We start from the raw sequence: 25,629 nt of genomic DNA on the forward strand, positions 1-25,629 counted from the left end.
TTTACTTCTGACCACTAATTCTCTGTCCTTCTCACAGGAACAAGAATAGCTACTGTCCTGTTATCCTCGTTGAGATATTTTTTTGCAACCATCTGAATATCTTCCTTTGTTACAGCCCTTATTCCTGGCAGATATTTCTCTATATACCTCCAGTCACCGAGACTTTCAGCCATCCCGAGTAATTCAGCCTGAAAGAATATAGAATCCTGAGACATAAGAAACGATGCTTCTATCTGGTTTTTTGCCTTCTCGAGTTCTTTATCTGATACATATTCTTTTTTAAATCGTTCAATCTCATTGTAAAGTGAGTCTTCAACCATTTGTATGTCCTTTCCTATAGTTGCGGCAGCATAAAGATAAAAAAGCGTAGAGTCCTTTGACAGCCCTGAATAATCCCCACCTGCGTATAGTGCTATCTGTTTTTCATATACGAGATTCCTGTAAATTCTGGAGCTTTTACCACTCGAAAGTATGGTTGAGAGAACCTCGAGGGCATAACCGTCTTTATCCTTCAGCGTTGGGACATGATAACCTGCAATAAGATAAGGGAGTTCAGCCTCTTTCTTAATCTTTATCCTTCGTTCTCCCTTTTGTTGAGGTTCAGCGGGGGCCTCTTGTGGTGGAATATTTGCAGGCCGGAGTGAGCCAAAGTGTTTTTCAATATTGCGGAGAAGGCTCTGGGTATCAAAATCACCTGCAACAACTATGGTTGCATTATTAGGGGCATAATAAGTTTTATAATAGTTATAGAGGTCTTCTCTCGTTATAGATTTGATGTCTGACATCCAGCCAATTACAGGATTTCTGTAAGGATGGGTTTTGTAAGCAACTGATAGAAGTTCTTCATAAGCAGTATTCTGAGGGTCGTCTTCATACCTCATTCTTCTTTCTTCAGCGACTACATCCTTTTCTGATGCCACCTCTTTAGGTTCAAGGCGGAGGTTTACCATCCTGTCAGCCTCAAGATCGAGTGAGATGTGCAGCCTGTCTGATGCAAGTATCTGATAATAAGCAGTATAATCCTTTGTTGTAAAGGCATTATCTCTTCCACCATTTCTCTGTATTATCTTTGAAAACTCGGTTGGTTTAATCTTATCTGTTCCTTTAAACATCATATGCTCAAGCAGATGAGACATCCCTGTCTTACCTGAAGGTTCATTCCTTGAGCCAACCTTATACCATACCTGAAATGTAACGATAGGAATCCGATTGTCTGATAGAGTTAACACCTTAAGTCCATTTGGCAGTATGGTCTCTTTAACTTCACCAGCATGGAGAACAGTGAACAGTGAAAACAGGATTAAAGGGGTAAGGATTAAAGGAATAAGATTACCCCTTATCGCTTTAATCCATAATCCTATCTTACTCGATTCCATATTTCTTCAACCTGTGTCTCAGCGATCTGAAACTTATATTCAAAAGTCTTGCTGCTTTTGTTTTTACGCCATCTGCTGCCCTGAGTGCCTTTAAGAGTAGATCCTTTTCAACATCTCTCACTATACTATCAAGGTAGATGCCTTCCTCCGGCATATCGGTCTGAAGTAATTGACCTGAGAGCCTTTCCTGCCTAACTTCTTCTGGTAAATGAATGGGTTGTATAACCTCATCATCTGTCAATGCTACAATCCTCTCAATTGTATTCTCAAGTTCTCTTACATTTCCTTTCCAATCTGCCTTAAGCATTACATCCATTGCTTCTGGTGATAAGCGTTTAGTCCTGTGAGGGGAGTATTTCTTCAGAAAATATTCTATAAGAAGAGGTATATCTTCACGACGTTCCCTAAGTGGAGGAATATGAATAGGGATGACATTGAGTCTGTAGTAAAGATCTTCTCTAAATCTGTCATTTAGGATGTCATCCTTCAAATCCCGGTTTGTTGCTGCTATTATCCTTACATCTACACCGATATCCTCTGTTCCACCGATTCTTCTGAAAGTGTGGTCTTCAAGAAACCTGAGGAGTTTGACCTGAATAAATTGTGGTGTCTCCCCTATTTCATCAAGGAATATTGTTCCACTATCAGCAATCTCAAAGAGACCCTTTTTATTTGAAATAGCACCTGTAAAAGACCCCTTCATGTGTCCGAAGAGTTCACTCTCGAGGAGTGTCTCTGGCATAGCACCACAGTTTATAGCCACAAAGGGCGCCTCTGTCCTCTGGCTTAAACTATGTATGCCTCTCGCCACAATCTCTTTCCCTGTGCCACTCTCTCCAGTAATAAGCACACTGCTCATGGTTGTAGCTACCTTCTGTATTAAAGAGAAGAGATTTTGCATTGCGGGGCTTTTACCAATGATATTCTCAATACCAAACCGTCTTCTCAGCTCCTGTTTTAGGAGGATATTCTCCTTTCTTAGTTGCTTTTTCTCAAGTGCATTCTTAATAACCAGTCTTATCTCATTGACATTGAATGGCTTGGTTATGTAATCGTATGCCCCTGCTGTAAGTGCTTCTCTGGCTGATTCGACTGATGCAAAGGCTGTAATCATCAAGACAATAGTCTCTGGTGATAACTCTTTTGTTGTCTTAAGAACCTTTATACCGTCTATCCCTTGCATTCTTATATCTGTAATCACAAGATCAAATATCTCTTTTTTTAGAATCTCCACTGCCTTTTCACCACTATCTGCAACAGAGATATTATATCCTTCCTTCTCAAGTATAAACTGTAAAACATCCCGCATTCCTTTTTCGTCGTCTACTACTAATATCTTAGCCATGTATCGCTACGCTCAATTCAAAATTCAAAGTTAAAAATTTAAAATAAATGAATTTCATGATCTTTAATTTTGAATTTTGCATTTTTAATTTTAAATTTTCATCGGCAGATAAACCTTGAATGTTGTCCCTTTCCCCTCTTTACTCTCTACCCTTATCTTTCCACCATGTTCTTCAACAATCCGATGCACGATAGCAAGTCCCAAGCCAGAGCCATTGTTCTTAGTAGTAAAGAATGGATAAAATATTCTTTTAAGGTCTTCTCTTTTTATTCCGTATCCAGTATCTGAAAATCTAAGTTCTACAAATCCATCTGTCTCTTTCATGGATGATACAATAAGTAATCCACCATCTGGCATTGCCTGAATAGCGTTCATATAGAGATTCCATAAGACCTCTTTGATCTGAGCAGGGTCAAGTAGAAGTTCAAGTTTGCCCTGATAGAGATCTTCGATTATCTTTATTCCTTCATTGTAATCTCTTGAATTTCTCAGGAGTGTTATCATCTCTGTTATTATAGTATTCAGTTCACATAACTGTAAAGATAAAGATCTTGGTTTTGCGTAATTCAAGAAATCTGTTATTATCGTGTTTAATCTATCCATCTCATTCAATGCAATCTCCATGAGTCGTCGGCTCTTCTCGTCCAGTAGAAGTTCTTCCCTGAGCATCTGAATCGAACCACTCAAAGAGGCTAATGGGTTTCTTATCTCATGTGCAATCCATTGCGATAGTTCACCGATAGCAGCCATCTTCTCCTTGTCCCTTAATTCCTCCTCTTTTTTCTTCAACTCCGCTGTTTTTTTCCTCAATCTATCTGCAAGACTGCTGCTAAGATATGCAACAAGGAAAAAGGCAATAATGTGAATGAATATGTTGTATAGGTATTCCTTTTCTTCAAGATACACATCGGGAAGTAAGGGGAGAAAAGAATAAAATTGCAGATCAATCAATCCACCGTAAAAGATACTGCTTAGTGATGCAGCTAAATAGCCACCTTTCGCATAAAGAAGGATGCCTCCAGCTATTATAGTAAGCAGGTATGTAAAAGAAAACCAGCTTTCAATACCACCTGTTATATAAACGAGTCCTGTTTCGATGGCAACATCCCCTGCAATCTGGGTATAGGCAGAAATTCTGTGGAGTTTTACATTCTTTAAAAAGATAGCATAAAGGATTGAGAGTAAATATGTAACTATAATAATCGCATTCAAAAGAGAAGAATCATAAAATCGTCTTTGACCTACCTCAAATACTACAGATGAACCAAGAAGCAATGTTACAAAGATTACCCTGAGGATTATAAGCCATTTTAGCCTTGGATAAAGGTTTTCTTCGACAATCCATTCCATAACTTACTGGACGAGCGATGCGAACTTGAAGATTGGGAGATACATAGCAATTACAATAAAGCCAACGGTTATGCCAAGATATATCATCAACATTGGCTCAAGCATGGCAGTCAGGTTCGCCACAGCATTATCTACCTCGTCATCATAGAAATCTGCTATCTTACCGAGCATTGTATCAAGTCCACCTGTTGATTCACCTACTGAAATCATCTGTGTTACCATCGGTGGAAAGACACCTGTCTTTATGAGTGGTTCTGATAGAGTTTTACCCTCGCTTACCGCAATCCTTGTCTTTATAACTGCCTCTTCTACTATCTTGTTGCCTGCAGTCTTTGCTGTAATCTCAAGTGCATCCATGATAGAGACACCGCTTGATATAAGTGTGCCGAGGGTTCTCGTAAACTTTGCAACAGCGATCTTTTTGATGAGTATACCGAATATCGGCATTTTTAACATGATGTCATCAAAGGTTCTCTTGCCCTTAGGGGTCCTGCGAAACTGGACGATGAAGACGATAGATGCAACGATGGTAAGTAATATTATTAATCCTCCGATGCCAGCTATGAAGTCACTGATGTTTATTACAAGCTGTGTTGGCATAGGGAGCGTTCCACCCATCTCCTTGAACATCCTTGCAAATGTGGGGACAACAAAGACCATGATGACAGCAACTACAATAATAGCAACAGATATTATTACCGATGGATAAATCATTGCCCCTTTCACCTTCTTTTTCAACTTCATCGCTTTTTCTATATATTGCGACAACCTGTTAAGTATGGTGTCGAGTATACCACCAGTCTCACCCGCAGCAACCATATTTACATAGAGATCATTGAATATCTTAGGGTACTTTCTCAGGGCATCGGCATAGGTTGCACCGCTCTCCACCTCAGTCTTTATCTCTCCAAGTGCCTTGGCAAGCATTTTGTTTTCTGTCTGTTTTTCAAGTATATCAAGGCACTGCACCAGTGGAAGCCCCGCATCAATCATGGTAGCAAATTGCCTTGTAAATATGACAATATCTTTATCTTTAACCTTAGGTCCACCACGACCCCATGGCATTTTTATGGTAACAGCACCCGGCTTTACCTTTACAGATGTCGGCAGGATACTCTGCCTCCTGAGATAGGCGATAACCTCCTCTTTTGTGTTTGCGGTCATCTCCCCGCTCTGGACAGCACCTGCCCTTGTCTTACCTGACCATTTATAAACGCTTGGCAATTAAAACCTCTTCACTGCAGTCGGTTCCTTTGATGCCCTTTCGAGCATCATGATCATCTCATCTGGAACCGTTGACCTGCCAACAGTATCTTCATAAGATATCAGTCCCTTAGAGTAGAGATCAAAAAGTGCCTGGTTCATTGTCTGCATACCAAACTTCGCCTGTCCTGTCTGCATCATTGAGTATATCTGATGAACCTTATCTTCTCTTATCAGGTTTCTAATAGCAGCGTTTGGCACAAGGATTTCAACTGCAAGTGCCCTTCCACCCGACTTCTTAGTTATAAGCTGCTGTGATATTACACCCTCGAGCACAAATGAGATCTGCACCCTGATCTGCTCTTGCTGATGAGGTGGAAAGACATCTATTATACGATTTATGGTCTGAACCGCAGAATTGGTATGGAGGGTTGCAAAGGTAAGATGCCCTGTCTCAGAGATCGTCAGGGCTGCCTCTATCGTTTCAAGGTCTCTCATTTCACCTATCAGGACAACATCGGGGTCCTGCCTCAGAATATATTTCAGGGCATTTTTAAAAGAGAATGTATCTGCATTTACCTCCCGCTGGTTTATAAGACATTTTTTATGTGTATGAAGATACTCTATGGGATCCTCTATAGTAACGATATGCTCGTGTCTCTCGTTATTTATCTTATCTATCATCGCCGCCAGGGTAGTTGATTTACCACTGCCTGTAGGACCTGTTACGAGTATCAATCCCCTCGGTTTTCTTACCAGATCCTCTATGATTGGAGGAAGACCAAGCTCAGCAAATGTAAATATCTTAAAGGGAATCGTCCTGAATGCACCTGCAACCGCTCCTCTTTGAACAAATATATTCGCCCTGAATCGGCTCAGTCCCTTTACACCAAAAGAGAGGTCAAGTTCATTATTTGCCTCGAACTTATGTTTCTGCGCATCTGTCAATATACTGTAACAGAGTGCCTTTGTCTCTGCTGCGGTCAAGGGAGGATGTCCTTCAAGTGGGGTAAGTTTTCCATCTATGCGAAGTGTTGGCGGAATGCCAGTCGTAATATGGAGATCAGATGCCTCCCGCTGAACCATTATATGCAAGAATTCCTCTAACGACGCCATAATCTGTTCAACACCCCTTAATCCTTAGTCATTTAATCCGCGAATGATACCCTCATTACTTCCCCAACAGTAGTAATACCCTCTTTTATCTTTGTGAGTCCACTCATCCTGAGGGTATTCATCCCCAACCTTGCAGCAGTTTTCTTGATCTCTGTAGCATTGGCACCCTGAAGTATCAACTCCCTGATTTCTTCTTTAACCGGCATTACTTCATAAAGGGCAATACGTCCTTTATATCCTGTGCCACCGCATATATCACAGCCTTTACCTTTATAGCATGTAACAGTTTCAGCTTCCTCTTCAGTGAAACCCAATTCGATAAGGCTTTGCAGAGGGTATTTTTCTTCTTCTTTACAGTTCTGGCATATCTTTCTTGCAAGCCTTTGTGCAACAATCAGCAGAACTGATGATGCGACAAGAAATGGCTCGATACCCATATTCAGCAATCGGTTTATCGTGCTCGGGGCATCATTTGTGTGTAGGGTGCTTAGAACAAGGTGCCCTGTCAGCGCAGCCTTGACCCCTATCTCTGCAGTCTCGTAATCCCTTATCTCACCGACCATTATTATATCAGGGTCCTGCCTCAAGAATGATCGAAGGGCGGCTGCAAAATTAAGCCCTATCTCTTCTTTCATCTGGACCTGATTTATACCCATAAGGTTATATTCCACAGGGTCCTCTGCGGTCATTATGTTTACATCAATATTGTTTAATGTATTCAGTGCCGAATATAGGGTTGTAGATTTGCCACTACCTGTAGGACCTGTAACAAGTACCATGCCATAAGGTGCAGAAATCGCCTCTTGAAAGTCTTTGAGAGCCTTTTCTTCAAAGCCAAGTCTTGTCATGTCAAGCATGAGGTTGCTCTTATCAAGAAGCCTCATAACTATCTTTTCACCAAAAAGAGTCGGGATAGTTGAGACCCTGAGGTCTATCTCTTTCCCCTTCATCCTGAGTTTTATCCTTCCATCCTGCGGGAGCCTCCTCTCAGATATATCAAGTTCCGACATAATCTTTATCCTTGAGGTTATTGCTGCCTTCAACCTCTTTGGTGGTTGCATTACATCATAAAGAACGCCATCAACCCTGAATCTTATACGGAATGTTTTTTCGTAAGGTTCTATATGTATGTCACTTGCCCTCTTGGCTACTGCATCGGAAAGTATCATGTTAACAAGCTTAACAACAGGTGCCTCCTCAACTGCCTGCTTAAGCTCACTGAGGTTTACAGATTCCTCTTCCTCGTGGATAATATCCAGCCCATTATCCTCAACCTTGAGGCTCTCAAGCATTGATTCGAGTGCCTCTACCTGCTCGTAATATTTTGTTATCGCAGCTTTTACTGATGATTCTGTTGCTACCATGGGGTTAACATTATATCCTGTAAGAAATTTTATATCGTCTATGGCGAATACATTAGATGGATCTACCATTGCAACTGATAGTGATGCACCTTTCCTCTCAACAGGTATTAACTGGTATTTCTGTGCTACATCAAATGGCACAAGTTTTACAACAGAAGGGTCGATCTCATATTGGGCAAGGTTTACAGAAGGTATACCGTATTGTTTACCCAAGAAGTTTGCCAGTTTCTCCTCGTCAATAAATCCGAGTTTTATGAGGTTCGAACCGAGCCTTCCACCCTCTTTCTTCTGAAGTTCAAGCGCCTTCTTTAATTGCTCTTCAGTAATGAGGTTGGCAGACACAAGCATCGTGCCAAGTCTGCCAATTATATTAGTTCCTTTCAGCACATTTACCCTCCATTTACCCCTCTAATCCTTAAGCCCTTTAATCCTCTAATTATTTTATTATCAGCTAATGTTAGTGTCAAGGAAAATCCAGATAATAGAATAAGCCCACAAAAAATTGTTGACTTGTATGGAAAAAAATGTTTAAAATTAAACCAAAATAGATAGATATTATAAGGGGGAATCGAATAGAAAAATTAAGATTATACAGTGCCTGGGGCTGGGAAACGCTGAATGTTTGATGGTGATGGCGTCTTATTTAAGGCATCATAAATTCACATATGATGCCTTTTCTATTGATTGAAATGGCTAAAAGAAGGCAAAGTCGTAGATTTTTTGGGGATGGTAGTATCCCAAGATTTTTGGGTGGCTCCATGGTTGTAGCCGCAAGGTTAAATGGCAGGCTTGTGGATCTAACAACCGAGATAAATAAAGATGCGGAGATCGAACTTATTACCATCGACTCTCAAGAAGGCAGGGATATCTACCGTCACAGCACATCCCATGTAATGGCACATGCTGTTAAGGAATTGTATCCAGATGCCAAATTAGCAATTGGTCCTGCCATCCCAGATGGCTTTTACTATGATTTTGATTACGATAGGTCATTCACCCCTGAGGACATTGAGAAGATAGAGAAAAAAATGGATGAAATCATAAGGGCAGATAGACCTTTCAAGAGAAAGATACTTTCAAAGGAAGAGGCATTAAGGCTCTTTGCAGAACTCGGAGAACCATATAAGTTGGAGCTGATAAATGAGCTCGGTGATAGCGATGATATCTCGGCATATGAAGAGGGTGATTTTACTGATCTCTGTGCCGGTCCTCATCTTCCATCTGCAGGAATGATAAAGGCATTTAAGCTCCTCGGTGTGGCTGGGGCTTACTGGAAAGGCGATGAGAAGAACAAGATGCTTCAGCGGATATACGGAACATCTTTTGAAACTGCTGAAGGACTGGATAAGTATCTTAAGAGACTCGAAGAAATAAAACTTAGAGACCACCGAAGACTCGGCAGAGAACTCGACCTCTTCAGTATAAATGAAGATGTGGGGGCAGGACTTGTTCTGTGGCATCCGAGGGGAGCTATTATAAGGCGTATTATCGAAGACTTCTGGGTAGAAGGGCACAGCAGAGCAGGCTATGAGATTGTCTACACCCCACATATAGCAAGACTTGAGCTCTGGAAGGAAAGTGGTCACTGGGAATTCTACAGAGATAACATGTATTCTCCTATAGATGTGGACGGAATATATTATGAGACAAAACCAATGAACTGTCCTTTTCACATCATGATATATAAATCTACACTCAGAAGTTACAGGGATCTTCCCGTAAAATATGCTGAACTTGGCACAGTATATCGTTATGAGCGCTCAGGTGTCCTCCACGGATTGCTCAGGGTAAGAGGATTTACGCAGGATGATGCTCATATCTTTTGCCGTCCTGATCAGCTCAGAGGCGAAATACTCGATATACTTGATCTTACACTTTACCTGTTGAGAACATTTGGATTTAAAGAATATGACATTTATCTTTCTACGATGCCAGAAAAATTTGTAGGAAGCCCTGAGAACTGGGAAAAGGCAACAGAGGCGCTGAGAACCGCGCTTGAAACTAAAGGGCTTGCTTATCAGACTGACCCTGGAGAAGGTGTATTCTACGGACCAAAGATTGATATAAAGGTAAAGGATGTCATTGGAAGGGCATGGCAGTGCAGCACAATACAGGTGGATTTTAATCTTCCAGAGAGGTTTTCTATCACATACAGAGGAGATGATGGATTAGGACACCAGCCAATTATGATTCACAGGGCATTGATGGGCTCTTTAGAGAGGTTTTTAGGTATCCTTATAGAACATTATAAAGGTGCATTTCCGTTATGGCTCTCTCCTGTTCAGGTAAAGGTTCTTACGGTGACAGATAGATCTACTGCCTATGCAACGCAGATTGCAGAAAGATTAAAGGAAGAAGGCGTAAGGACTGAGGTGGATAGCCGCAATGAAAAAGTAGGCTTCAAAATTAGAGAGGCGTCTCTTCAAAAGGTTCCGTATATGTTTATCATCGGAGACCACGAAGTGGAGACGGAAACTGTATCGGTGAGAGTAAGGGGTAGGATAGACCTCGGTATTATGACATTGTCTGAAATCAAGGAGAGGATTAAACAGGAAATTACAGAAAAAAGGCACGAGTAACATCCAAAAAAAGTCTCAGAGACTTTATTGAATCTCAGGAGGTGGAAAGATAAGTCAGGAAGCAAAAGTCAATAAATCTATCTCTGCAAAAGAGGTAAGGGTCGTAGCTCCAGATGGAAAACAGCTTGGGATAATGTCTTCAAAAGAGGCATTGAAAAAGGCTGAAGAGTTTGGACTCGATCTGGTTGAAGTAGCACCGATGGCAAATCCGCCTGTGTGTCGTATAATGAATTATGGGAAATACAAATATGAGCAGAGCAAAAAAACGCATGCCTTAAGACAGCATCAGAGAATGATGCAGGTAAAAGAAATAAAAGTAAGACCTCACATTGATAAACATGACCTTGAACATAAGATACGCCGTATAAGGGAGTTTCTAACCGATAAATATAAAGTAAAGGTTACCGTGATGTTTAGAGGAAGAGAGATTACACATATGGATTATGGCAGATCTATGCTTGAGAAGATCTCTAATGAGGTTGCGTCTGTATGTAATTTAGAATCCTCATATAAGTTAGAAGGGAATAACATGATTTTATTTCTAACACCAAAATGAAAATGCAAAATAAGGAGGTTTAATAAAGGTGAAACTCAAGTCCCACAGGGGTGCTGCCAAAAGGTTTAAGTTCACAGCAAAAAGCAAGGTAAAAAGATCGAGGGCTTATGCAAGCCATCTGCTTACAGGTAAATCATCAAAAAGGGCACGAAGGCTGAGGGTATCAACTCTCGTTTCAAAGGCAGAGGAGACTTCGATAAAACGCCTTCTGCCGTATGGTTAGATAACGAAAATTCCCCCTCACCTTAATCGTTCGACTGAGCGTTTGACTGAGCTTACGCCGAAGTCTCACGACGAAGTCCTCTCCCCTCAGGGGAGAGGGAAGGAGTGAGGGGGTGGAAAATATTATATTATGGGGGTGAAGAAAAATGCCGAGGGTAAAAGGTGGATTCAAGACAAGGAGAAGAAGAAAGGCTATACTCAAGCTCGCAAGAGGATACTATGGCGGCAGGAGCAGATTGTTCAGAACCGCTACAGAAGCCGTTGACAAAGCAGCGAGCTACGCCTACAGAGATAGAAGGGCAAGAAAAAGGGATTTCAGGGGGCTCTGGATTGCACGGATTAACGCAGCAGCCCGTCTGAATGATATAAGTTACAGCAGGTTTATCTCAGGTCTCAGAAGGGCTAATATCCTGCTTAATAGAAAGGTACTATCCGATATAGCTGTTAATAATCCTTCAGAATTCAGCCGTCTTGCATCCATAGCAAAAGGACAATAAAAGCGGAGATGAGTTGAAGAATCTGCTCAAAAAAATAAGGTCAGATGCAGAATCAGCCATATCCGGCACAGATGATATAGAAGAAGTAAACCACCTGCGGGTATTTTATCTCGGTAGAAAAGGCAGGCTTACACAAATCATCAAAGATCTGGGAAAGTTACCATCCGACGAAAGACCTGCAGTCGGAAAGATAGCTAATGAGGTCAAGTTATACATCGAGAGCCTCCTGCAGGATAAAATTATTCTTATAAAAACGAGACAAAAGGCTGAATCTATCAAGCAGGAGCGTCTTGATATAACGCTTCCGGGCAGAATAAGAAAAAGGGGTATTCTACATCCGATAACACGAGTTCTTGAAGAGATTATAGAGATATTTCTATCCCTTGGATTTACTGTGGAAGAGGGTCCTGAGGTTGAACTTGATTATTACAATTTTGAGGCATTAAATATCCCGATAGATCATCCTGCAAGGGATATGCAGGATACCTTTTATATAACAGATGATATACTCCTTAGAACTCATACCTCCCCTGTACAGATAAGGACGATGGAAAAACAGATTCCTCCATTGAAGATCGTAGCCCCTGGCAAGGTATATCGTTGTGATGCTGATATATCCCACACCCCTATGTTTCATCAGGTCGAGGGATTTATGGTAGATGAAGAGGTGAGTTTTGGAGACCTTAAGGGAATTCTTGAAGCATTTGCACACATGATGTTTGGAAAAGAGGCTGGTATCCGTTTCAGGCCGAGTTTCTTCCCATTTACAGAACCGAGTGCAGAGGTCGATATCAGGTGCTTATTATGTAACGGAACTGGATGCCGTGTATGTAAAATGACAGGATGGATTGAGATACTCGGTGCTGGCATGATTGACCCCAATGTATTCAAGATGGTTAATTATGACGCTGAAAGATATACAGGTTTTGCCTTCGGTATGGGCGTGGAACGGATTGCTATGCTTAAGTTTGGCATTGATGATATAAGACTTTTTTTTGAAAATGATATGAGATTTCTGGAACAGTTTTAAGAGGTATGAGGGATGTTAGTAAGTTTTAACTGGCTTAAGGAGTTTACCAAAATCAATTTTTCCCCTGAGGAACTTGCATTACGACTTACAATGACCGGACTTGAGGTCGAAGGAATCCATCAAAGAGAAGATGATACAATCTTAGATATTAATGTTACACCGAACAGAGCAGACTGTCTCAGCATCGTCGGTATTGCGAGAGAAATCTCTGTAATTACAGGTGCCGAATTGCGGCTACCTGAGATAATAGTCCCTGAAGATACCGTTCCTGTTAGTAGATTAGCCTCCGTAGAGATCTATGAACCTGACCTCTGTCAGAGATATGCATCAAGGATTATAATGGATGTCAGGATAACAGAGTCACCAGAATGGATCAAAAAGAGACTCGAATCGTCAGGCCTCAGACCAATAAACAATGTTGTAGATATCACAAATTATGTTTTATTAGAGATGGGGCATCCCCTTCATGCATTTGACTACGATTGTCTCGAAGGTAGGAGAATAGTAGTTAGGAGGGCAGATGAAGGAGAACGGTTCCTAACCCTCGATGGGATTGAAAGGATACTTGACGGCTCAATGTTGACTATCCGTGATATGAAAAAAGCAGTCGCAATTGCCGGTGTAATGGGTGGACTTGAATCTGAGGTCAGACTTACCACAAAAAATGTGCTTCTCGAGAGTGCATACTTTAATCCTGCATCGGTGAGAAGAACATCAAGGAGACTCGGTCTGAAAACAGAATCATCTTACAGGTTTGAGCGTGGAACAGACATAGAGGGGGTCATCGAGGCACTTGAGAGGGCATCTGAGTTGATTCAGAAGATTACGGGAGGTAAGGTTGCTGCAGGAAGGATAGATAATTATCCGAAGGTTATCCAGTGTAAGAAGGTAAGGCTGAGGATCAATCGCATTAATAAAATACTCGGCACAACCCTATCAGAGACAGAGACAAAAAAGATACTTAAAAGTATCAGCACTGCCATCACAGATGATACCGATGGCACATTGAATGTAACACCACCTTCTTTCAGGGGTGATCTAAACAGAGAGATTGACCTGATAGAGGAGATTGCCCGTATCTTTGGGTATGAAAATATACCTACTACTATTCCTCAGAGTAAAATTATACCTGCTAGAGATAATAACCTCAGGAGAGCCATGAGGACTGTCAGAATGTTGCTAAAAGGAGATGGTTTCACAGAGGTAATCAATTATAGCTTTATAGGTAAGGTGGAACTTGAGAGATTATATCATTCATCTGAGGAGCACCCCAAGAAGTCGAAAGACTTTTTGGGGACTCAAAGGTATATAAGCCTCAGAAACCCATTGAGTGAGGAACAGGCAATAATGAGAACAACCCTCATCCCTGGACTCCTTAAAAACGCTGTCTGGAACATAAACAGGGAAGCCGTCAACCTCAGGATATTTGAGATTGGTAAGGTATTTCATCCCATAAATAAAGATTCACTTCCCTACGAGCCTGTTTATCTATCAGGACTTCTGGTAGGACAGAGGAGTATCACACACTGGAGCGAGAAAACACAAAAGGTTGATTTTTTCGACATGAAGGGTACTGTGGAAATGTTGATGCAAGGGCTCAGAATTAAGAACCACCGATTTATCCCATCTGAGGGGCACGATTTACATCTTCTGCATCCAGGGAGGTTGGCAAGGGTATGGATAAAAGATAGTGAGATTGGTTACCTGGGTGAAGTACATCCTGATGTTGCTGAGTCATACGGAATAAATGAAAATGTATATATCTTTGAGATAGATTTTAGTAGGCTTGTTGAATACTCTGAGAAAAAGATAACCTTCAAGCAGATTCCACGATTTCCATCAGTCAAACGAGACATGGCTATTTTTATACCCATTGATCTTCCTGCTGATAAGATCATAGAGCTGATAATGAAAGATGGGGCTGAACTGATAGAGGAGGTTCATATATTCGACCTTTATACTGGCAGTCCTGTGCCCGAGGGAAAGAAGAGTCTTGCGTTCTCTATAAGATACCGTTCTAAGGACAGGAGCCTTACAGACGAAGAGGTAAACGCCTTACATCAACAGGTCTCTGAAAGACTGAAGAATGAGTTCGGGGCAGAGATGAGGGGATAAATCATATCTGTGTGATTTTCGATGCGGTATCCTGCATCCGTGTTTCAAATACACCATAAAGTATCTCCCACATCCTCGGATATTTTTTTATAAGTCCTTCAAGAACTTCTTTTTTGAGCTCAAAGATCTCACACTCTGTTTCGGCAGTAACTGTAGCAATCCTCGGTTTTCCTGTAAGCACACTGCCTTCACCGAAGAAATCGTTTTCTATCAATATGGCTAATTGTATCTCCTTATCATCAAAACTTGTAGTAACACTCACTTTTCCCTGTTTTATTATATATATGGAATCTCCATACTCGCCTTCTCTGATAATAGGCGTACCTGCAGTAACTTTCCGTTGTATCATCGTCTTGTAAAGGGAGGTAATATCGTCTTCACTGAAGTCTGTAAACAGAGATAGCTTGGTGACAAGTTCTTCTCCTGCCTTCGGTGTAGCTACCATTGCAGCAAGTTCAGGTTGTCCACACAGAATAGAAAGTTTTCTTGTGGCATCCCCAGAGGCAGGATCAAGCTTCAAAATCATCTTATATGTCGTGATTGCCTTGATGGCAAAACCCTTCTTCTCAAAAAGTTCACCAGCAGTAAAGTATGATTTAACAGCATTTGTTAACTCATTTATCCTCGAATATATGTCACCGAGCCTCAGATGGAACATGGCGTTCTCTGACTCCATGGCTATAAGTTTCTTCATCTCATCAATGGCATTCTTCCATTTCCCTTTTCTCATATTATTGAGAAAGGTTTCGTGTATCGTCTCTCTACTTTCCTTCTTTCCCCAGATCATCTTTTTTCCTGCCAATTCCTTTTTTTAGGTATGAAACCAACCTCCCAAAACCCGTTCCAATCTCAGGGATTTTCTTTGGACGGAGTAATACCATAATTATCAATATAATCAATAATAATTCTAACAGCCCCATTTGTTATTTTATACCCTATATTTATCGATTTGTAAAGATTTTTTGGCAGAATTACACTTTTTTTACATAGATTTCTCGTGCTATCTCTGAATCGAGGGCAATTGTTGTTTCGTCTATCTGTATGACAAATGTTGGGTTTTTCTGGTGAAGTTTTACTATTGTCCCAGGTATTACGCCAAGTGCACCGAGACGATCAAGACGATTATGGTCTGAAGGAACCATAAAGACGATCTTACCACTTTCTCCGATATCGAGGTCGCTGAGTCTCAGGATCAGAGATTTTACCTCAATACTGAATTTATTACAACATTCGTTTCTCGGGATAGGACGTCCATGAGGACACACTGGCGGGTGTCCGAGTAAGGTGCATATACTATCTGCTACCCTTGAGTCGAGAATATGTTCAAACTGGCAGGCTGTAGACTCATCTATATCGAGTTCAAAGACATCGGCAAAAAGCCTTTCTGCAAGACGATGGCGCCTTATTATATCACTTGCCCGCTTTTCTCCTTCTTTTTTAAACCTGACAGTGTCCCCCGATATCTCAATAAAACCTTCTTCAACAAGATGTTCGAGCAATTTTTCTATATCATCTTCCTCTACTCTTTTAATCAACTCTTTAACGCCTGATATCCCTTCTTCCCTTAATATCCATATAAGCTCAAGTATCTCATCAAGGCTCTGCTGATTCATAGAATCTCCTTTTAAAATCTTATATCATATCTGTGGGTATAGATTCAACCCATTAAATTTTTAATCCTTAAAAGACGATATTCACCGTCCTTAAGATCCAGTTTAATATCCCACCAACTAAAAAGGCAAATGGGAAGATAAACCCTACCATCCAGAGTGCTATCTTAATTCCCCTTTCCTTGACTATCATAAAAAAGTTTGCAAGGCAGGGGATAAAGAGTGTTATAGTAACAAGTGAGACTATAACCTGAGTTGTATCTAAAAGTCCTTGTTCGCTCAAGGCAAAGAGTCCAGCAGCTCCATAGTCTCTTCTTAAAAATCCTACAATAAATGCCTCGGTGGCTTTTGCCGGAAGTCCAAGAAATCCTACAACCAGTGGTGAGGCTGTATCCTTTAACCAGCCAAGAACCTTGATTTTATCAAGGATAAATAATACCACTGTCCCGAGAACAAACAGGGGGACTGCCTCTCTTAGGTACCATTCAACCCTTCCAATAGTTTTCACAAAAAGATTTGACAGGTGAGGCTGCCTTATTGGCGGCAGTTCAAGCAGAAAATCAGACTCTTTTCCCTTAAGTATCCTGGATGACAGGAGGCCTACAAGAATCATAACACCTGCAACTATTCCACCCCATATATATGTCGCTATTGGTGGCTGTTTACCGAGCATGCCGAGTATAACACCAATCTGGGCAGAGCAGGGCACTCCGAGCGCTAAAAGTAATGTGACTATTATCCGTTCCTTTTTTGTCTCGAGTATCCTTGTAGTCATAGTTGCCATTGTGTCACAGCCAAGGCCAAGAACCATGGGAAGGACTGCTTTTCCGTTAAGCCCCATCAATTTGAATAACCTATTTAACATCATAGCAAGTCGTGGTAGATAGCCTGAATCTTCAAGTATCCCGAAGGCTATGAAGAAAGTGCCTGTTATTGGTAGTACTATAGCTATTGCGTATGTGATAGCCATTGTTATAATCCCGTATTCTCCAATGAGAATCTCCTGGAAAAACTTTACTGGCAATAGTAGTGTAACTATTTCTGTTGCCCACGGGTTTATGTATTTCCCAAAGATGGTGTCTTCAAGGAGATCAACAAGTGTGCCTGCACCAAATTTACCGACAAACTGGTAGATTCCGTAGAGAACAATCAAAAGGATAGGAAATCCCACTACAGGATGCATCGACCATGTTCCAAGTTTGATACTGAGTAAACTTCCTTGACTGCCAAGTTTCTTTGAGACGCTGTTTATTATTATCTCCGCTTTTTTCAACCTCATTTGATTTATAACCAAGCTCAGTGGTTGATTATATCTTGACTGAAGTTGTTGTCTTATAAGTTCTATCTGATTAATAATCCTATCATCAAGTTCAGAATGAAGCCACCACTTCAGACTCTCATCACCTGCAAGGATCATAAGGGCAAGTGAGCGTCTTGAGATATTCGATTCTGGAAGAAGATGAATAATCTCTTCTATGGCTTTTTCAATCAAATCGTCATATCTTATTGATATTTTTGACTTCTGAGGCTGCAAAAGGGAATCTCTGAGTTTCTCGATCCCTTTTTTCTGTACCGCTATAGTCGAAATAACGCTGATGCCGAGTATCTCTGAAAGCAATGACTCATTAATAAGAATACCACTACTTTCAGCCTCATCTCCCATATTCAGGTCAAGGATTAATGGAAGTCCCATTTCCGAAATCTGTACCGTAAGGAGGAGTGTTCTTCTAAGATTCTTTGCATCTGCAACCTGAACCACTGCATAAGGCTTTTCTTTTAAGAATATATCCCTTGTAACCTTTTCATCCTCTGAAAGTGGTGTAAGGGTATTAACCCCAGGAGTATCGATGAACAGCATCCTTCTTTTACCTATAGTTGTATTACCATATGTAACCTCAACGGTAGTCCCGGGGTAATTTGATACCGTAACATATTTCCCGGTAATGAGCCCGAAGATGGCACTTTTGCCAACATTAGGATTACCAACAAGGATGACCTTTGGTGTTTTTCTTTCTGTGTCTTTTAATGATGGTGTAGAATGCTGATGCATTTAGTTTTCCTTATTGAAATTAATTATCATTTTCAATAATCTTCTAAAAAATTTACCCCGCACCTAGAAAGCCTCGCCTTTTAGGCGGGGTAAAAAAATATAGCAGGGGTGGGGTTTAAAGCCCCACCCGCGCAGTCCTCGCACCCCGCGAAAGTGGGGTGCGGGGTTTACTTTAGAAGATTAAAGTTTCATCTGCATTTTGGACAGTATCCATAAAGTTCCATCTTGTGGTCATGTATAACAAAGTTATGTTCAATAGCAATTTCTTTTTGCAGTTCTTCTATCTTTTTATTCTCAAATTCAACTATCTTACCACAGTTCAGACACATTATATGGTCGTGATGTTTTTTCTCGGCAATATGTTCATATCTTGTATGTCCATTTTTAAAATGTCTTTCAGTTGCAAGTCCTCCCTTTGAAAGTAACTTGAGTGTTCTATAAACTGTAGAATAACCTATTTGAGGATGTTTTTTATTCATAATCCTGTATAGTTCCTCTGTACTGACGTGTCCCTTAGTTGAAAAAAATGCATCGGCTATTGCAGTTCGCTGATGCGTAAGATTCATCCCCATTGTTGTTAGATATTGATTGAAGTCTTTTACTCTTTTATTCATTTACCTTCCCCTGCTACTCAGGATATTATTGCAATATAAAGAAAATGAATTTCATTTTCATTTATAACATTTAATTTTTATCATGTCAAGAAAAAATAGCGGTGTGTTTTATCACACCGCTATTTTTTCTAAAATGACCTGACTATTACAGAGGCATTAAATTACTTTACAGCATGCTTTAACGCCTTGCCTGCTGAAAACTTTGGCACCTTTGTAGCCGGTATATTTATTACTGTGCCAGTCTTCGGGTTACGTCCTTTTCTCGCCTTTCTTCTATGAACTGAAAATGTACCAAACCCTATGAGTGAAACCTTCTGACCCTTCTTCAGAGTGCCTTTAATCCCATCGAGGACGGCGTTAAGAGCCTTTTCAGCAGAACTCTTATTAACCTTTGCATCAGATGCTATCTTATTCACCAGATCTGCCTTTGTCATAATTTACCTCCTTTCCTTTAGGTAAGTTTCCTCTTATGATTGTAATGAAAAATGGCACGCTAAAACAAAAAATTTATAACATTAAAATAATCGATTGTCAAGTGGTAAAATTTGTTGTATGATTGATAAATAATTCAAAAATGCAGAGAATATCTTCTATATTATCATGTATTATAAAGACTTTTGGCTTGGAGTCGAACTTACAGTTACGCAAGCTCTTTGATTCATGGGTTCAGATCGTAGGAGATACTATCGCCCTTCACTCTTCACCAGAGAGGTTGAGACAGGGAATACTCTATGTTGCGGTGGATAGCCCGATATGGATGCAACAGCTCTCTTTCTTTAAAAAAGACCTTATAGAGAAGGTCAACGGAGCATGGAGCATGGAGCACGGAGCACGGATATCGGATATACGCTTTGTCATCAGAGATGTAAAGATACAGAGCCAGTGCACAGTGACGGTGCACAGTGACAGTTCACAGACACCGACTACAGACACTGATGAAAAAATGGCAGAGGTAGAAGAAGCGGTGGCGGCGATTAATGACCGTGAAATCAAAGAGGGTGCAAAAAAGATGATAACCAAGGCATTGAGTTGTAGGGAAAAAAGATGAAAATGGATACATCAAAGAGAAGAGAGTCAGAAGAGGATATTACCGAGCAGAAGCAGACGGAGGAGAAGATTCTGAAAAAAACAATGGAACTATCTGCCATAAATGAAATCATAAACAGTATTCTAAAAGACGAAGAACCAGAGAAAATAGAGGAACAGATATTAAATGTGGTTCTGAATTTAACTAAAAGCAAATACGGGTTTTACGGCTTACTCAATGACAGAGGAAATTTTGATACCAAGATCATAACCCATTTAGGAGCCGAGCAGTGTAAACTTCAAAAAGAAAAGGCATGGTCAATACTTATTGATATGTCGATTACAGGCATCTGGGGATGGGTACTCAAGAATGCCCAGCCACTTTTAACAAATGACCCTTCCAGCCATCCAGAGAGCATAGGGGTTCCAGAGTGGCATCCTCCCATAAATAGTTTTTTAGGGGTTCCGTTAATAAGCAAAGAGAAAGCTATCGGTATGATTGGCGTAGCAAATAAGTCAGAAGGGTATTCAAAAGAAGATATTGAAACCCTCACCTCCATTGCTAACGGAATTACGATCGCACTGGAAAGACAGAAGACTGACAGGTTATTGAAGGAATCTGAAGAGCGGTTCCGAAACCTCTTTAATAATGTCAGAGAGGGTATATTTATCAGCACACGGGAAGGAAGATTACTTGTTGTGAATAAAGCCATGGTTGAGATGTTAGGCTACAATAGTGAAGATGAGATGTACCAGCTTGATCTTGCAGGGAATGTATATTTTAAACCTGAAGATAGAGAACATCTTATAGACGAGTATAGAAAAAAGGGTTATGTAAAAGATTTTGAGGTTCCTTTAAAAAGAAAGGATGGAGAAATCATCTATGTGTCAATAAATGCCACGGCAGTAAAAGATTTAGAGGGAAGGACAATACAATTTGAAGGGCTTCTGATCGATGTTACCAAACGCAAGAAGGCAGAAGAAGAACTGAGGAAACATCTCGACGAGGTTGAAAAGCTAAACAAATTTATGATAGGCAGAGAATTGAGGATGACAGAATTAAAGAAGAAAATAAAAGAACTTGAAAAACAATTAGAAAAACAGCAAAAATCCTCAGGCTGATTCCGCCTCCTGTTTATACAGTAGTATCGGCTTCTCACCATTTGTGATTACATCTTCATTTATAATACACTCCTTTACACTTCTCTCAGAAGGTATCTCATACATCAAATCCAGCATTACCTCTTCAAGTATCGCCCTTAGCCCTCTTGCACCTGTTTTTCTCTTTATCGCCTTCTTTGCTATTGCGGTGAGTGCGCCATCGGTAAATCGAAGCCTGACATTTTCAAAATTGAATAGTTTCTGATACTGTTTGGTCAAGGCATTCTTCGGTTCCTTGAGTATCTTTATCAATGACTCCTCATCAAGTTCATCGAGTGTCGCTATTACTGGCATTCTTCCGACAAATTCAGGGATTAATCCATACTTAACCAGGTCTGCTGGCTCAACAATGGCGAGAACCTCTCCAATCCTTCTCTCTTTGCGGCTCATTACCTCTGAGCCAAATCCGAGTGTCTTTTTCCCTGTCCTTTCTTCAATGATATTTTCAAGACCTACGAATGCACCTCCACAGATAAACAGTATATTTGTTGTATTCACCGGGATATATTCCTGATGCGGATGCTTTCTCCCACCTTGTGGAGGAACACTCGCAATTGTCCCTTCAATTATCTTGAGGAGTGCCTGTTGAACGCCCTCCCCTGACACATCTCTTGTAATCGAAGGGCTATCTGTCTTACGGCTTATCTTATCTATCTCGTCTATATAGACTATTCCACGCTGTGTTCTCTCCACATCGTAATCTGCAGCCTGAAGGAGTTTCAGTATTATATTTTCTACATCCTCTCCAACATACCCTGCCTCTGTCAGTGTTGTTGCATCCGCTATTGTGAACGGGACATCAAGTATCCTTGCAAGTGTCTGTGCAAGCAAGGTCTTTCCTGTTCCTGTAGGACCTATCAGGAGGATGTTACTCTTCTGCAACTCTATATCAAAATCTGTGGGGCTATTTATCCTTTTGTAGTGGTTATGAACCGCAACGGAAAGCACCTTCTTTGCACGTTCCTGTCCGATCACATATTCATCAAGCACCCGTTTTATTTCCTTTGGTGCCGGTAGTCTCGGAAGATGTTTATGAAGTTCCGCTGTAAGTTCCTCAGCGATAATCTCATTACATAATTCTATACATTCATTACATATATAAACAGTGGGACCCGCAATGAGTTTTCTCACCTCATTCTGGCTCTTACCACAGAAGGAACATTTGAGCAATGTAAAATCACCCGACTTCCTTGACATGATTATCTCCTACCACTATCGGTCTCGGCGAAAAGGCCTTTGAGGCTATGACCTCATCTACGATTCCGTATGCCTTTGCTTCTTCAGGTGACATGAAAAAATCCCTGTCTGTATCTATCTGTATCTTTTCTATAGGTTGACCTGTATGACTCGAAAGGATTACATTAAGCATTTCTTTCATCCTGAGTATTTCCCTTGCATGTATTTCTATGTCTGTAGCCTGTCCCTGAAACCCTCCCATTGGTTGATGTATCAGTATCCGTGAATGTGGCAGGGCATATCTTTTACCCTTCGTCCCTGAAGCAAGTAGTAGTGCACCCATGCTTGCTGCAAGTCCTACGCAGTATGTTGCAACATCAGGTTTTACATACTGGATTGTATCATATATGGCGAGCCCTGATGAGACAATACCTCCCGGCGTATTTATATACAGGCTGATATCCTTATCAGGGTCCTCTGTCTGAAGAAAGAGTAACTGAGCAATAACAGTATTTGCTACCGCATCGTCTATCGGTGTTCCTATAAAGACAATCCTATCTTTAAGTAGCCTTGAATATATATCGTATGCCCGCTCTGTTCTTCCTGTCTGTTCGATTACTATCGGTATCAGTGGCACTTTAATCTCCCTTCTCTATACTACCTATTGTTCACTATCTACAGCTAACGGAGAACGGTCAACGATCTTGATTACCGTTTTGCTGAGTAGAATATCCAGTGTCTTTCGCTGAAGAATCGTTTCCCTTAAGCCTTCAAGATTCCCGTATCTCGATATATACGTTCTTCTGATTGTATCAGGGTGGTGACCTGTCTCTCTGCTAATCCTTTCTATCTCTGCATCTACCTCTTCTATGCCAACTGTAATGTTTTCCTTTTTACTTATCGCCTCGAGTATCAACGCCCCTTTCACACTTCTGATAGCAAGTGGCGTATATTCATTCCTTAGTTTTTCAATCTCCTCCCTTACAAAATCATCTGCCCCTCCTTCTTTTTGCAGGAGGTGTCTATTGTTCTCTATAATCATTTCATATATCTCTGAATCAACCATAGAAGGAGGCACCTCAAAAGGATGTGAGTCTATGAGTCTCTGGATTATCTTTTCTTTATATCCTCTTTCTATCTGTTTTTTTATCCTTTCGGTCAGTTCATTCTTTAACTGCTCTTTCAGGCTATCAAGTGTTTCAGAACCCAGATCTTTTGCAAACTCATTATCAAGTGGAGGTAACACTTTTTTCTTTATCTCTTTTAATTTAATATTGAGGTCTACCTCTTTACCCTTTAGTTCAGCATGTGGATGGTTCTCAGGAAATGTTGTTTTTACATCTATAGTCTCCCCTGCGCTGTGAGATATAAGCTTTTCTTCGATACCCGGTATAAATGTGTTTGAACCTATCTCAAGCAGGTAGTCTCTTGCCTTCAATACTTCAACAGGTTTACCCTCGAGTGACCCCTCAAGTTCTATCAGAACAAAATCGCCATTTTCAATCATGTGGTCTTCTGCTATTTTCTCGAGATAGGCATGCGACTCTCTCAGATTAGCCATAGCTTTCTCAACATCATCATCGGAGATGGTCACTTCCTTACCTTCTATTTCTATACCATCGTAATTTGAGACCTCTATAGATGGCTTTATCTCAACCGTTGCTGTAAATGTAATAGGCTGCCCCTTTTCTATCCTGATATCTCCCTCTATTCTTGGATTCTGAACAGGAATTATCCCTGAGTCTTTAACAGCATCAAAGTAATATTGTGGTAGAAGTTTTTCTATTACCTCATGCTCAACATCATCTTTATACTGACGCTCAAGCAGTACCCGTGGTATCCTTCCAGGTCTAAACCCCGGGATTTTCGCCTTTTTATTCAACTGACGGTAGGCACCTTCAATTTCACTTTCGATTATATCAATCGGTATCTCAATCTTCAGTTTTTTCTTTACAGGTGATAATTCTTCCACATCTAATAGCATTTCTTCTCCACAGGCTTCCTGATTTTATAACATATCAGGTTCACTCCTGTCAATTTATCTTACAGGATGGTAGGCACGGGCGGTCTCGAACCGCCGACCTCTTCCGTGTCAAGGAAGCGCTCTCCCCCTGAGCTACGCGCCTGTAAATATATGATAGGAAATCTTTCTCTCCACTGTCAAGGGAATCATAGATTCAAAGATACCCTCTGCGTGCTCAATATCATCTCTAATCTGCTCCGATAGCATCGCTGGATCGCTAAAGGCAATCTCATCACGGATTCTATCGAGAAATTTTACCCTGATAGTCTTTCCAATAATATTTTCCTTAAAGGCTAAGATGTGAACCTCTATGCTGAGTTTTTTCCCACCAAATGTAGGATTGCATCCTATATTTGCTACACCCTTAAATGAATGTCCATCAAACTCCACAAATACCGCATAGACACCATCTTCAGGTATAAGTTCATTCTCTGACATCAGGTTCGCTGTTGGTATACCGAGTAACTTCTGCCCTCTATCACTACCCGTTATTACAATACCCTGAATGGAATAATAGCGTCCAAGGAGTGCATTTGCATTTTTTACCCTACCACTTAAGAGATAATTTCTTATCTTTGAACTACTTACCACAGTATTACCCAATCTAACAGGTCCAACCACATATACCGAAAAACTGAATTGTTTGCTAAGTTCCTCAAGATGTCTTACATCACCTGATCTATTTTTACCAAAGGTATAATCCTGCCCAACCCATACTTCATTTACATGTATCTTCCCGACAAGGATATCAGAAACAAACTCAAGAGGATGCATGGAGGCAAATTCTTTTGTAAATCTGGCAGTTACAATCACATCTACACCCATATCCTCGATAAGCCTCGTCTTCTCACTGAATGTAGTGAGGAGTTTTGGTGATTTTTCTGGTGCGATCACCTTCAAGGGATGAGGCTCAAAAGTAAGAACAACTGATGTCCCCCCAATCTCACCTGCCTTCTCTACAATCTTCCGTAGTATTACCTGATGTCCGATATGAACACCATCAAAGTTCCCTATGGTTATTATTGGCTTCTTAAATCTTTCATCGAGTTTATCCAGCTTGAGCAAAAGCATATAATATTATATCAGAACGCTTCTAAAACTTCATACATTTTTCTTGCAGAATGTAATTGATATAAACTATTATTATGACAAAAATCATACCATAACTCTCAGGATATGTTATTTTAATGATATTAAGTCCTTGAGTAATTTAGGC

24 protein-coding genes and 1 tRNA gene are annotated in these 25,629 nt (G+C 40.7%); 8 read left to right on the plus strand and 17 right to left on the minus strand.

The features are described 5' to 3' along the window. Positions 1-14: 14 nt before the first annotated feature. From AB1488_02530 to pilB, 6 genes are all read right to left on the minus strand, one after another. Positions 15-1,376 (minus strand): pitrilysin family protein, encoded by a 1,362-nt coding sequence (locus AB1488_02530; GenBank protein ID MEW6408974.1) that lies wholly within the window; start codon positions 1,374-1,376, stop codon positions 15-17. After that, the gene (locus AB1488_02535) at positions 1,363-2,721 is read right to left on the minus strand and encodes a sigma-54 dependent transcriptional regulator (GenBank protein ID MEW6408975.1); all 1,359 of its coding nucleotides are present in this window, start codon (positions 2,719-2,721) and stop codon (positions 1,363-1,365) included. Before AB1488_02535 ends, AB1488_02530 begins: the two co-directional genes overlap by 14 nt. Before the next feature lie 90 nt (positions 2,722-2,811). Then, positions 2,812-4,071, minus strand: a complete 1,260-nt coding sequence (locus AB1488_02540; protein ID MEW6408976.1) for an ATP-binding protein — start codon at positions 4,069-4,071, stop codon at positions 2,812-2,814. 3 nt (positions 4,072-4,074) lie between these two features. Beyond that, complete coding sequence (locus tag AB1488_02545) at positions 4,075-5,235, minus strand: type II secretion system F family protein (protein ID MEW6408977.1); 1,161 nt, start codon at positions 5,233-5,235, stop codon at positions 4,075-4,077. Positions 5,236-5,295: 60 nt separating this feature from the next. Beyond that, entirely contained in the window at positions 5,296-6,390 is a 1,095-nt protein-coding gene (locus tag AB1488_02550; GenBank protein MEW6408978.1) for a type IV pilus twitching motility protein PilT, read from the minus strand. A gap of 32 nt (positions 6,391-6,422) precedes the next feature. After that, positions 6,423-8,102: a type IV-A pilus assembly ATPase PilB gene (pilB, locus tag AB1488_02555; GenBank protein MEW6408979.1), complete on the minus strand. Its 1,680-nt coding sequence runs from the start codon at positions 8,100-8,102 to the stop codon at positions 6,423-6,425. 341 nt (positions 8,103-8,443) lie between these two features. On the opposite strand from pilB, the gene thrS reads away from it, so the two are divergent. The 6 genes from thrS (at position 8,444) to pheT (ending at position 14,753) form a co-directional block, all read left to right on the plus strand. Continuing rightward, positions 8,444-10,333, plus strand: a complete 1,890-nt coding sequence (gene thrS, locus AB1488_02560) for a threonine--tRNA ligase (GenBank protein ID MEW6408980.1) — start codon at positions 8,444-8,446, stop codon at positions 10,331-10,333. A 49-nt stretch (positions 10,334-10,382) separates the two neighbouring features. Then, positions 10,383-10,889, plus strand: coding sequence for a translation initiation factor IF-3 (gene infC, locus AB1488_02565; GenBank protein ID MEW6408981.1), 507 nt, complete (start codon positions 10,383-10,385; stop codon positions 10,887-10,889). 28 nt (positions 10,890-10,917) lie between these two features. Beyond that, positions 10,918-11,112, plus strand: a complete 195-nt coding sequence (gene rpmI / locus AB1488_02570; protein ID MEW6408982.1) for a 50S ribosomal protein L35 — start codon at positions 10,918-10,920, stop codon at positions 11,110-11,112. Positions 11,113-11,257: 145 nt separating this feature from the next. Then, entirely contained in the window at positions 11,258-11,608 is a 351-nt protein-coding gene (gene rplT, locus AB1488_02575) for a 50S ribosomal protein L20 (protein MEW6408983.1), read from the plus strand. A 34-nt stretch (positions 11,609-11,642) separates the two neighbouring features. Beyond that, positions 11,643-12,638, plus strand: coding sequence for a phenylalanine--tRNA ligase subunit alpha (pheS, locus tag AB1488_02580; protein MEW6408984.1), 996 nt, complete (start codon positions 11,643-11,645; stop codon positions 12,636-12,638). Between the two features lie 12 nt (positions 12,639-12,650). Next, on the plus strand, positions 12,651-14,753 hold the full coding sequence (gene pheT, locus AB1488_02585; protein MEW6408985.1) for a phenylalanine--tRNA ligase subunit beta: 2,103 nt from the start codon (positions 12,651-12,653) through the stop codon (positions 14,751-14,753). Position 14,754: 1 nt separating this feature from the next. Here the strand turns inward: pheT and AB1488_02590 are convergent, their stop codons facing one another. The 6 genes from AB1488_02590 to AB1488_02615 all read right to left on the minus strand — a co-directional run bounded on the left by AB1488_02590 (position 14,755) and on the right by AB1488_02615 (position 19,461). After that, a complete protein-coding gene (locus AB1488_02590; protein ID MEW6408986.1) occupies positions 14,755-15,540 on the minus strand; it encodes a cyclic nucleotide-binding domain-containing protein in 786 nt (261 codons plus the stop codon). Then, the gene (locus AB1488_02595) at positions 15,515-15,673 is read right to left on the minus strand and encodes a twin-arginine translocase TatA/TatE family subunit (GenBank protein MEW6408987.1); all 159 of its coding nucleotides are present in this window, start codon (positions 15,671-15,673) and stop codon (positions 15,515-15,517) included. Before AB1488_02595 ends, AB1488_02590 begins: the two co-directional genes overlap by 26 nt. 51 nt (positions 15,674-15,724) lie before the next feature. After that, the gene (locus AB1488_02600) at positions 15,725-16,366 is read right to left on the minus strand and encodes a metal-dependent transcriptional regulator (GenBank protein ID MEW6408988.1); all 642 of its coding nucleotides are present in this window, start codon (positions 16,364-16,366) and stop codon (positions 15,725-15,727) included. A 67-nt stretch (positions 16,367-16,433) separates the two neighbouring features. Beyond that, positions 16,434-18,413: a ferrous iron transport protein B gene (feoB, locus tag AB1488_02605; protein ID MEW6408989.1), complete on the minus strand. Its 1,980-nt coding sequence runs from the start codon at positions 18,411-18,413 to the stop codon at positions 16,434-16,436. Positions 18,414-18,601: 188 nt separating this feature from the next. Continuing rightward, a complete protein-coding gene (locus AB1488_02610; GenBank protein ID MEW6408990.1) occupies positions 18,602-19,027 on the minus strand; it encodes a transcriptional repressor in 426 nt (141 codons plus the stop codon). Positions 19,028-19,188: 161 nt separating this feature from the next. Then, the gene (locus tag AB1488_02615; GenBank protein ID MEW6408991.1) at positions 19,189-19,461 is read right to left on the minus strand and encodes an HU family DNA-binding protein; all 273 of its coding nucleotides are present in this window, start codon (positions 19,459-19,461) and stop codon (positions 19,189-19,191) included. A 140-nt stretch (positions 19,462-19,601) separates the two neighbouring features. On the opposite strand from AB1488_02615, the gene AB1488_02620 reads away from it, so the two are divergent. Both AB1488_02620 and AB1488_02625 read left to right on the plus strand, forming a co-directional pair. Beyond that, positions 19,602-20,075: a DUF721 domain-containing protein gene (locus tag AB1488_02620; protein ID MEW6408992.1), complete on the plus strand. Its 474-nt coding sequence runs from the start codon at positions 19,602-19,604 to the stop codon at positions 20,073-20,075. Continuing rightward, positions 20,072-21,175 (plus strand): GAF domain-containing protein, encoded by a 1,104-nt coding sequence (locus AB1488_02625; protein MEW6408993.1) that lies wholly within the window; start codon positions 20,072-20,074, stop codon positions 21,173-21,175. Before AB1488_02620 ends, AB1488_02625 begins: the two co-directional genes overlap by 4 nt. On the opposite strand, the gene clpX is transcribed toward AB1488_02625, so the two are convergent. From clpX to AB1488_02650, 5 genes are all read right to left on the minus strand, one after another. Further along, positions 21,167-22,411, minus strand: coding sequence for an ATP-dependent Clp protease ATP-binding subunit ClpX (clpX, locus tag AB1488_02630; protein MEW6408994.1), 1,245 nt, complete (start codon positions 22,409-22,411; stop codon positions 21,167-21,169). The two genes, AB1488_02625 and clpX, sit on opposite strands and share 9 nt — an antisense overlap. Continuing rightward, positions 22,392-23,027 (minus strand): ATP-dependent Clp endopeptidase proteolytic subunit ClpP, encoded by a 636-nt coding sequence (clpP, locus tag AB1488_02635; protein MEW6408995.1) that lies wholly within the window; start codon positions 23,025-23,027, stop codon positions 22,392-22,394. Before clpP ends, clpX begins: the two co-directional genes overlap by 20 nt. Before the next feature lie 24 nt (positions 23,028-23,051). Next, the gene (gene tig, locus AB1488_02640) at positions 23,052-24,374 is read right to left on the minus strand and encodes a trigger factor (protein MEW6408996.1); all 1,323 of its coding nucleotides are present in this window, start codon (positions 24,372-24,374) and stop codon (positions 23,052-23,054) included. 67 nt (positions 24,375-24,441) lie between these two features. Further along, positions 24,442-24,516: transfer RNA gene (locus AB1488_02645), tRNA-Val, on the minus strand. Then, positions 24,507-25,484 carry a bifunctional riboflavin kinase/FAD synthetase gene (locus tag AB1488_02650; protein ID MEW6408997.1) on the minus strand — a complete coding sequence of 326 codons (978 nt, stop codon included), beginning with the start codon at positions 25,482-25,484 and terminating at the stop codon, positions 24,507-24,509. Before AB1488_02650 ends, AB1488_02645 begins: the two co-directional genes overlap by 10 nt. Positions 25,485-25,629 lie beyond the last annotated feature (145 nt).

This window comes from Nitrospirota bacterium (assembly GCA_040756155.1).
In the GTDB taxonomy this organism is placed as follows: Bacteria; Nitrospirota; Thermodesulfovibrionia; order JACRGW01; family JBFLZU01; genus JBFLZU01.

Coding starts and splice junctions, on each gene's coding strand:
- AB1488_02530 (MEW6408974.1), bottom strand. CDS start 1,376: ATGGAATCGAGTAAGATAGGATTATGGATTAAAGCGATAAGGGGTAAT.
- AB1488_02535 (MEW6408975.1), bottom strand. CDS start 2,721: ATGGCTAAGATATTAGTAGTAGACGACGAAAAAGGAATGCGGGATGTT.
- AB1488_02540 (MEW6408976.1), bottom strand. CDS start 4,071: ATGGAATGGATTGTCGAAGAAAACCTTTATCCAAGGCTAAAATGGCTT.
- AB1488_02545 (MEW6408977.1), bottom strand. CDS start 5,235: ATGACCGCAAACACAAAAGAGGAGGTTATCGCCTATCTCAGGAGGCAG.
- AB1488_02550 (MEW6408978.1), bottom strand. CDS start 6,390: ATGGCGTCGTTAGAGGAATTCTTGCATATAATGGTTCAGCGGGAGGCA.
- pilB (MEW6408979.1), bottom strand. CDS start 8,102: ATGCTTGTGTCTGCCAACCTCATTACTGAAGAGCAATTAAAGAAGGCG.
- thrS (MEW6408980.1), top strand. CDS start 8,444: ATGGCTAAAAGAAGGCAAAGTCGTAGATTTTTTGGGGATGGTAGTATC.
- rplT (MEW6408983.1), top strand. CDS start 11,258: ATGCCGAGGGTAAAAGGTGGATTCAAGACAAGGAGAAGAAGAAAGGCT.
- pheT (MEW6408985.1), top strand. CDS start 12,651: ATGTTAGTAAGTTTTAACTGGCTTAAGGAGTTTACCAAAATCAATTTT.
- AB1488_02590 (MEW6408986.1), bottom strand. CDS start 15,540: ATGATCTGGGGAAAGAAGGAAAGTAGAGAGACGATACACGAAACCTTT.
- AB1488_02595 (MEW6408987.1), bottom strand. CDS start 15,673: ATGGGGCTGTTAGAATTATTATTGATTATATTGATAATTATGGTATTA.
- AB1488_02600 (MEW6408988.1), bottom strand. CDS start 16,366: ATGAATCAGCAGAGCCTTGATGAGATACTTGAGCTTATATGGATATTA.
- feoB (MEW6408989.1), bottom strand. CDS start 18,413: ATGCATCAGCATTCTACACCATCATTAAAAGACACAGAAAGAAAAACA.
- AB1488_02610 (MEW6408990.1), bottom strand. CDS start 19,027: ATGAATAAAAGAGTAAAAGACTTCAATCAATATCTAACAACAATGGGG.
- AB1488_02615 (MEW6408991.1), bottom strand. CDS start 19,461: ATGACAAAGGCAGATCTGGTGAATAAGATAGCATCTGATGCAAAGGTT.
- AB1488_02620 (MEW6408992.1), top strand. CDS start 19,602: ATGCAGAGAATATCTTCTATATTATCATGTATTATAAAGACTTTTGGC.
- AB1488_02625 (MEW6408993.1), top strand. CDS start 20,072: ATGAAAATGGATACATCAAAGAGAAGAGAGTCAGAAGAGGATATTACC.
- clpX (MEW6408994.1), bottom strand. CDS start 22,411: ATGTCAAGGAAGTCGGGTGATTTTACATTGCTCAAATGTTCCTTCTGT.
- tig (MEW6408996.1), bottom strand. CDS start 24,374: ATGCTATTAGATGTGGAAGAATTATCACCTGTAAAGAAAAAACTGAAG.
- AB1488_02650 (MEW6408997.1), bottom strand. CDS start 25,484: ATGCTTTTGCTCAAGCTGGATAAACTCGATGAAAGATTTAAGAAGCCA.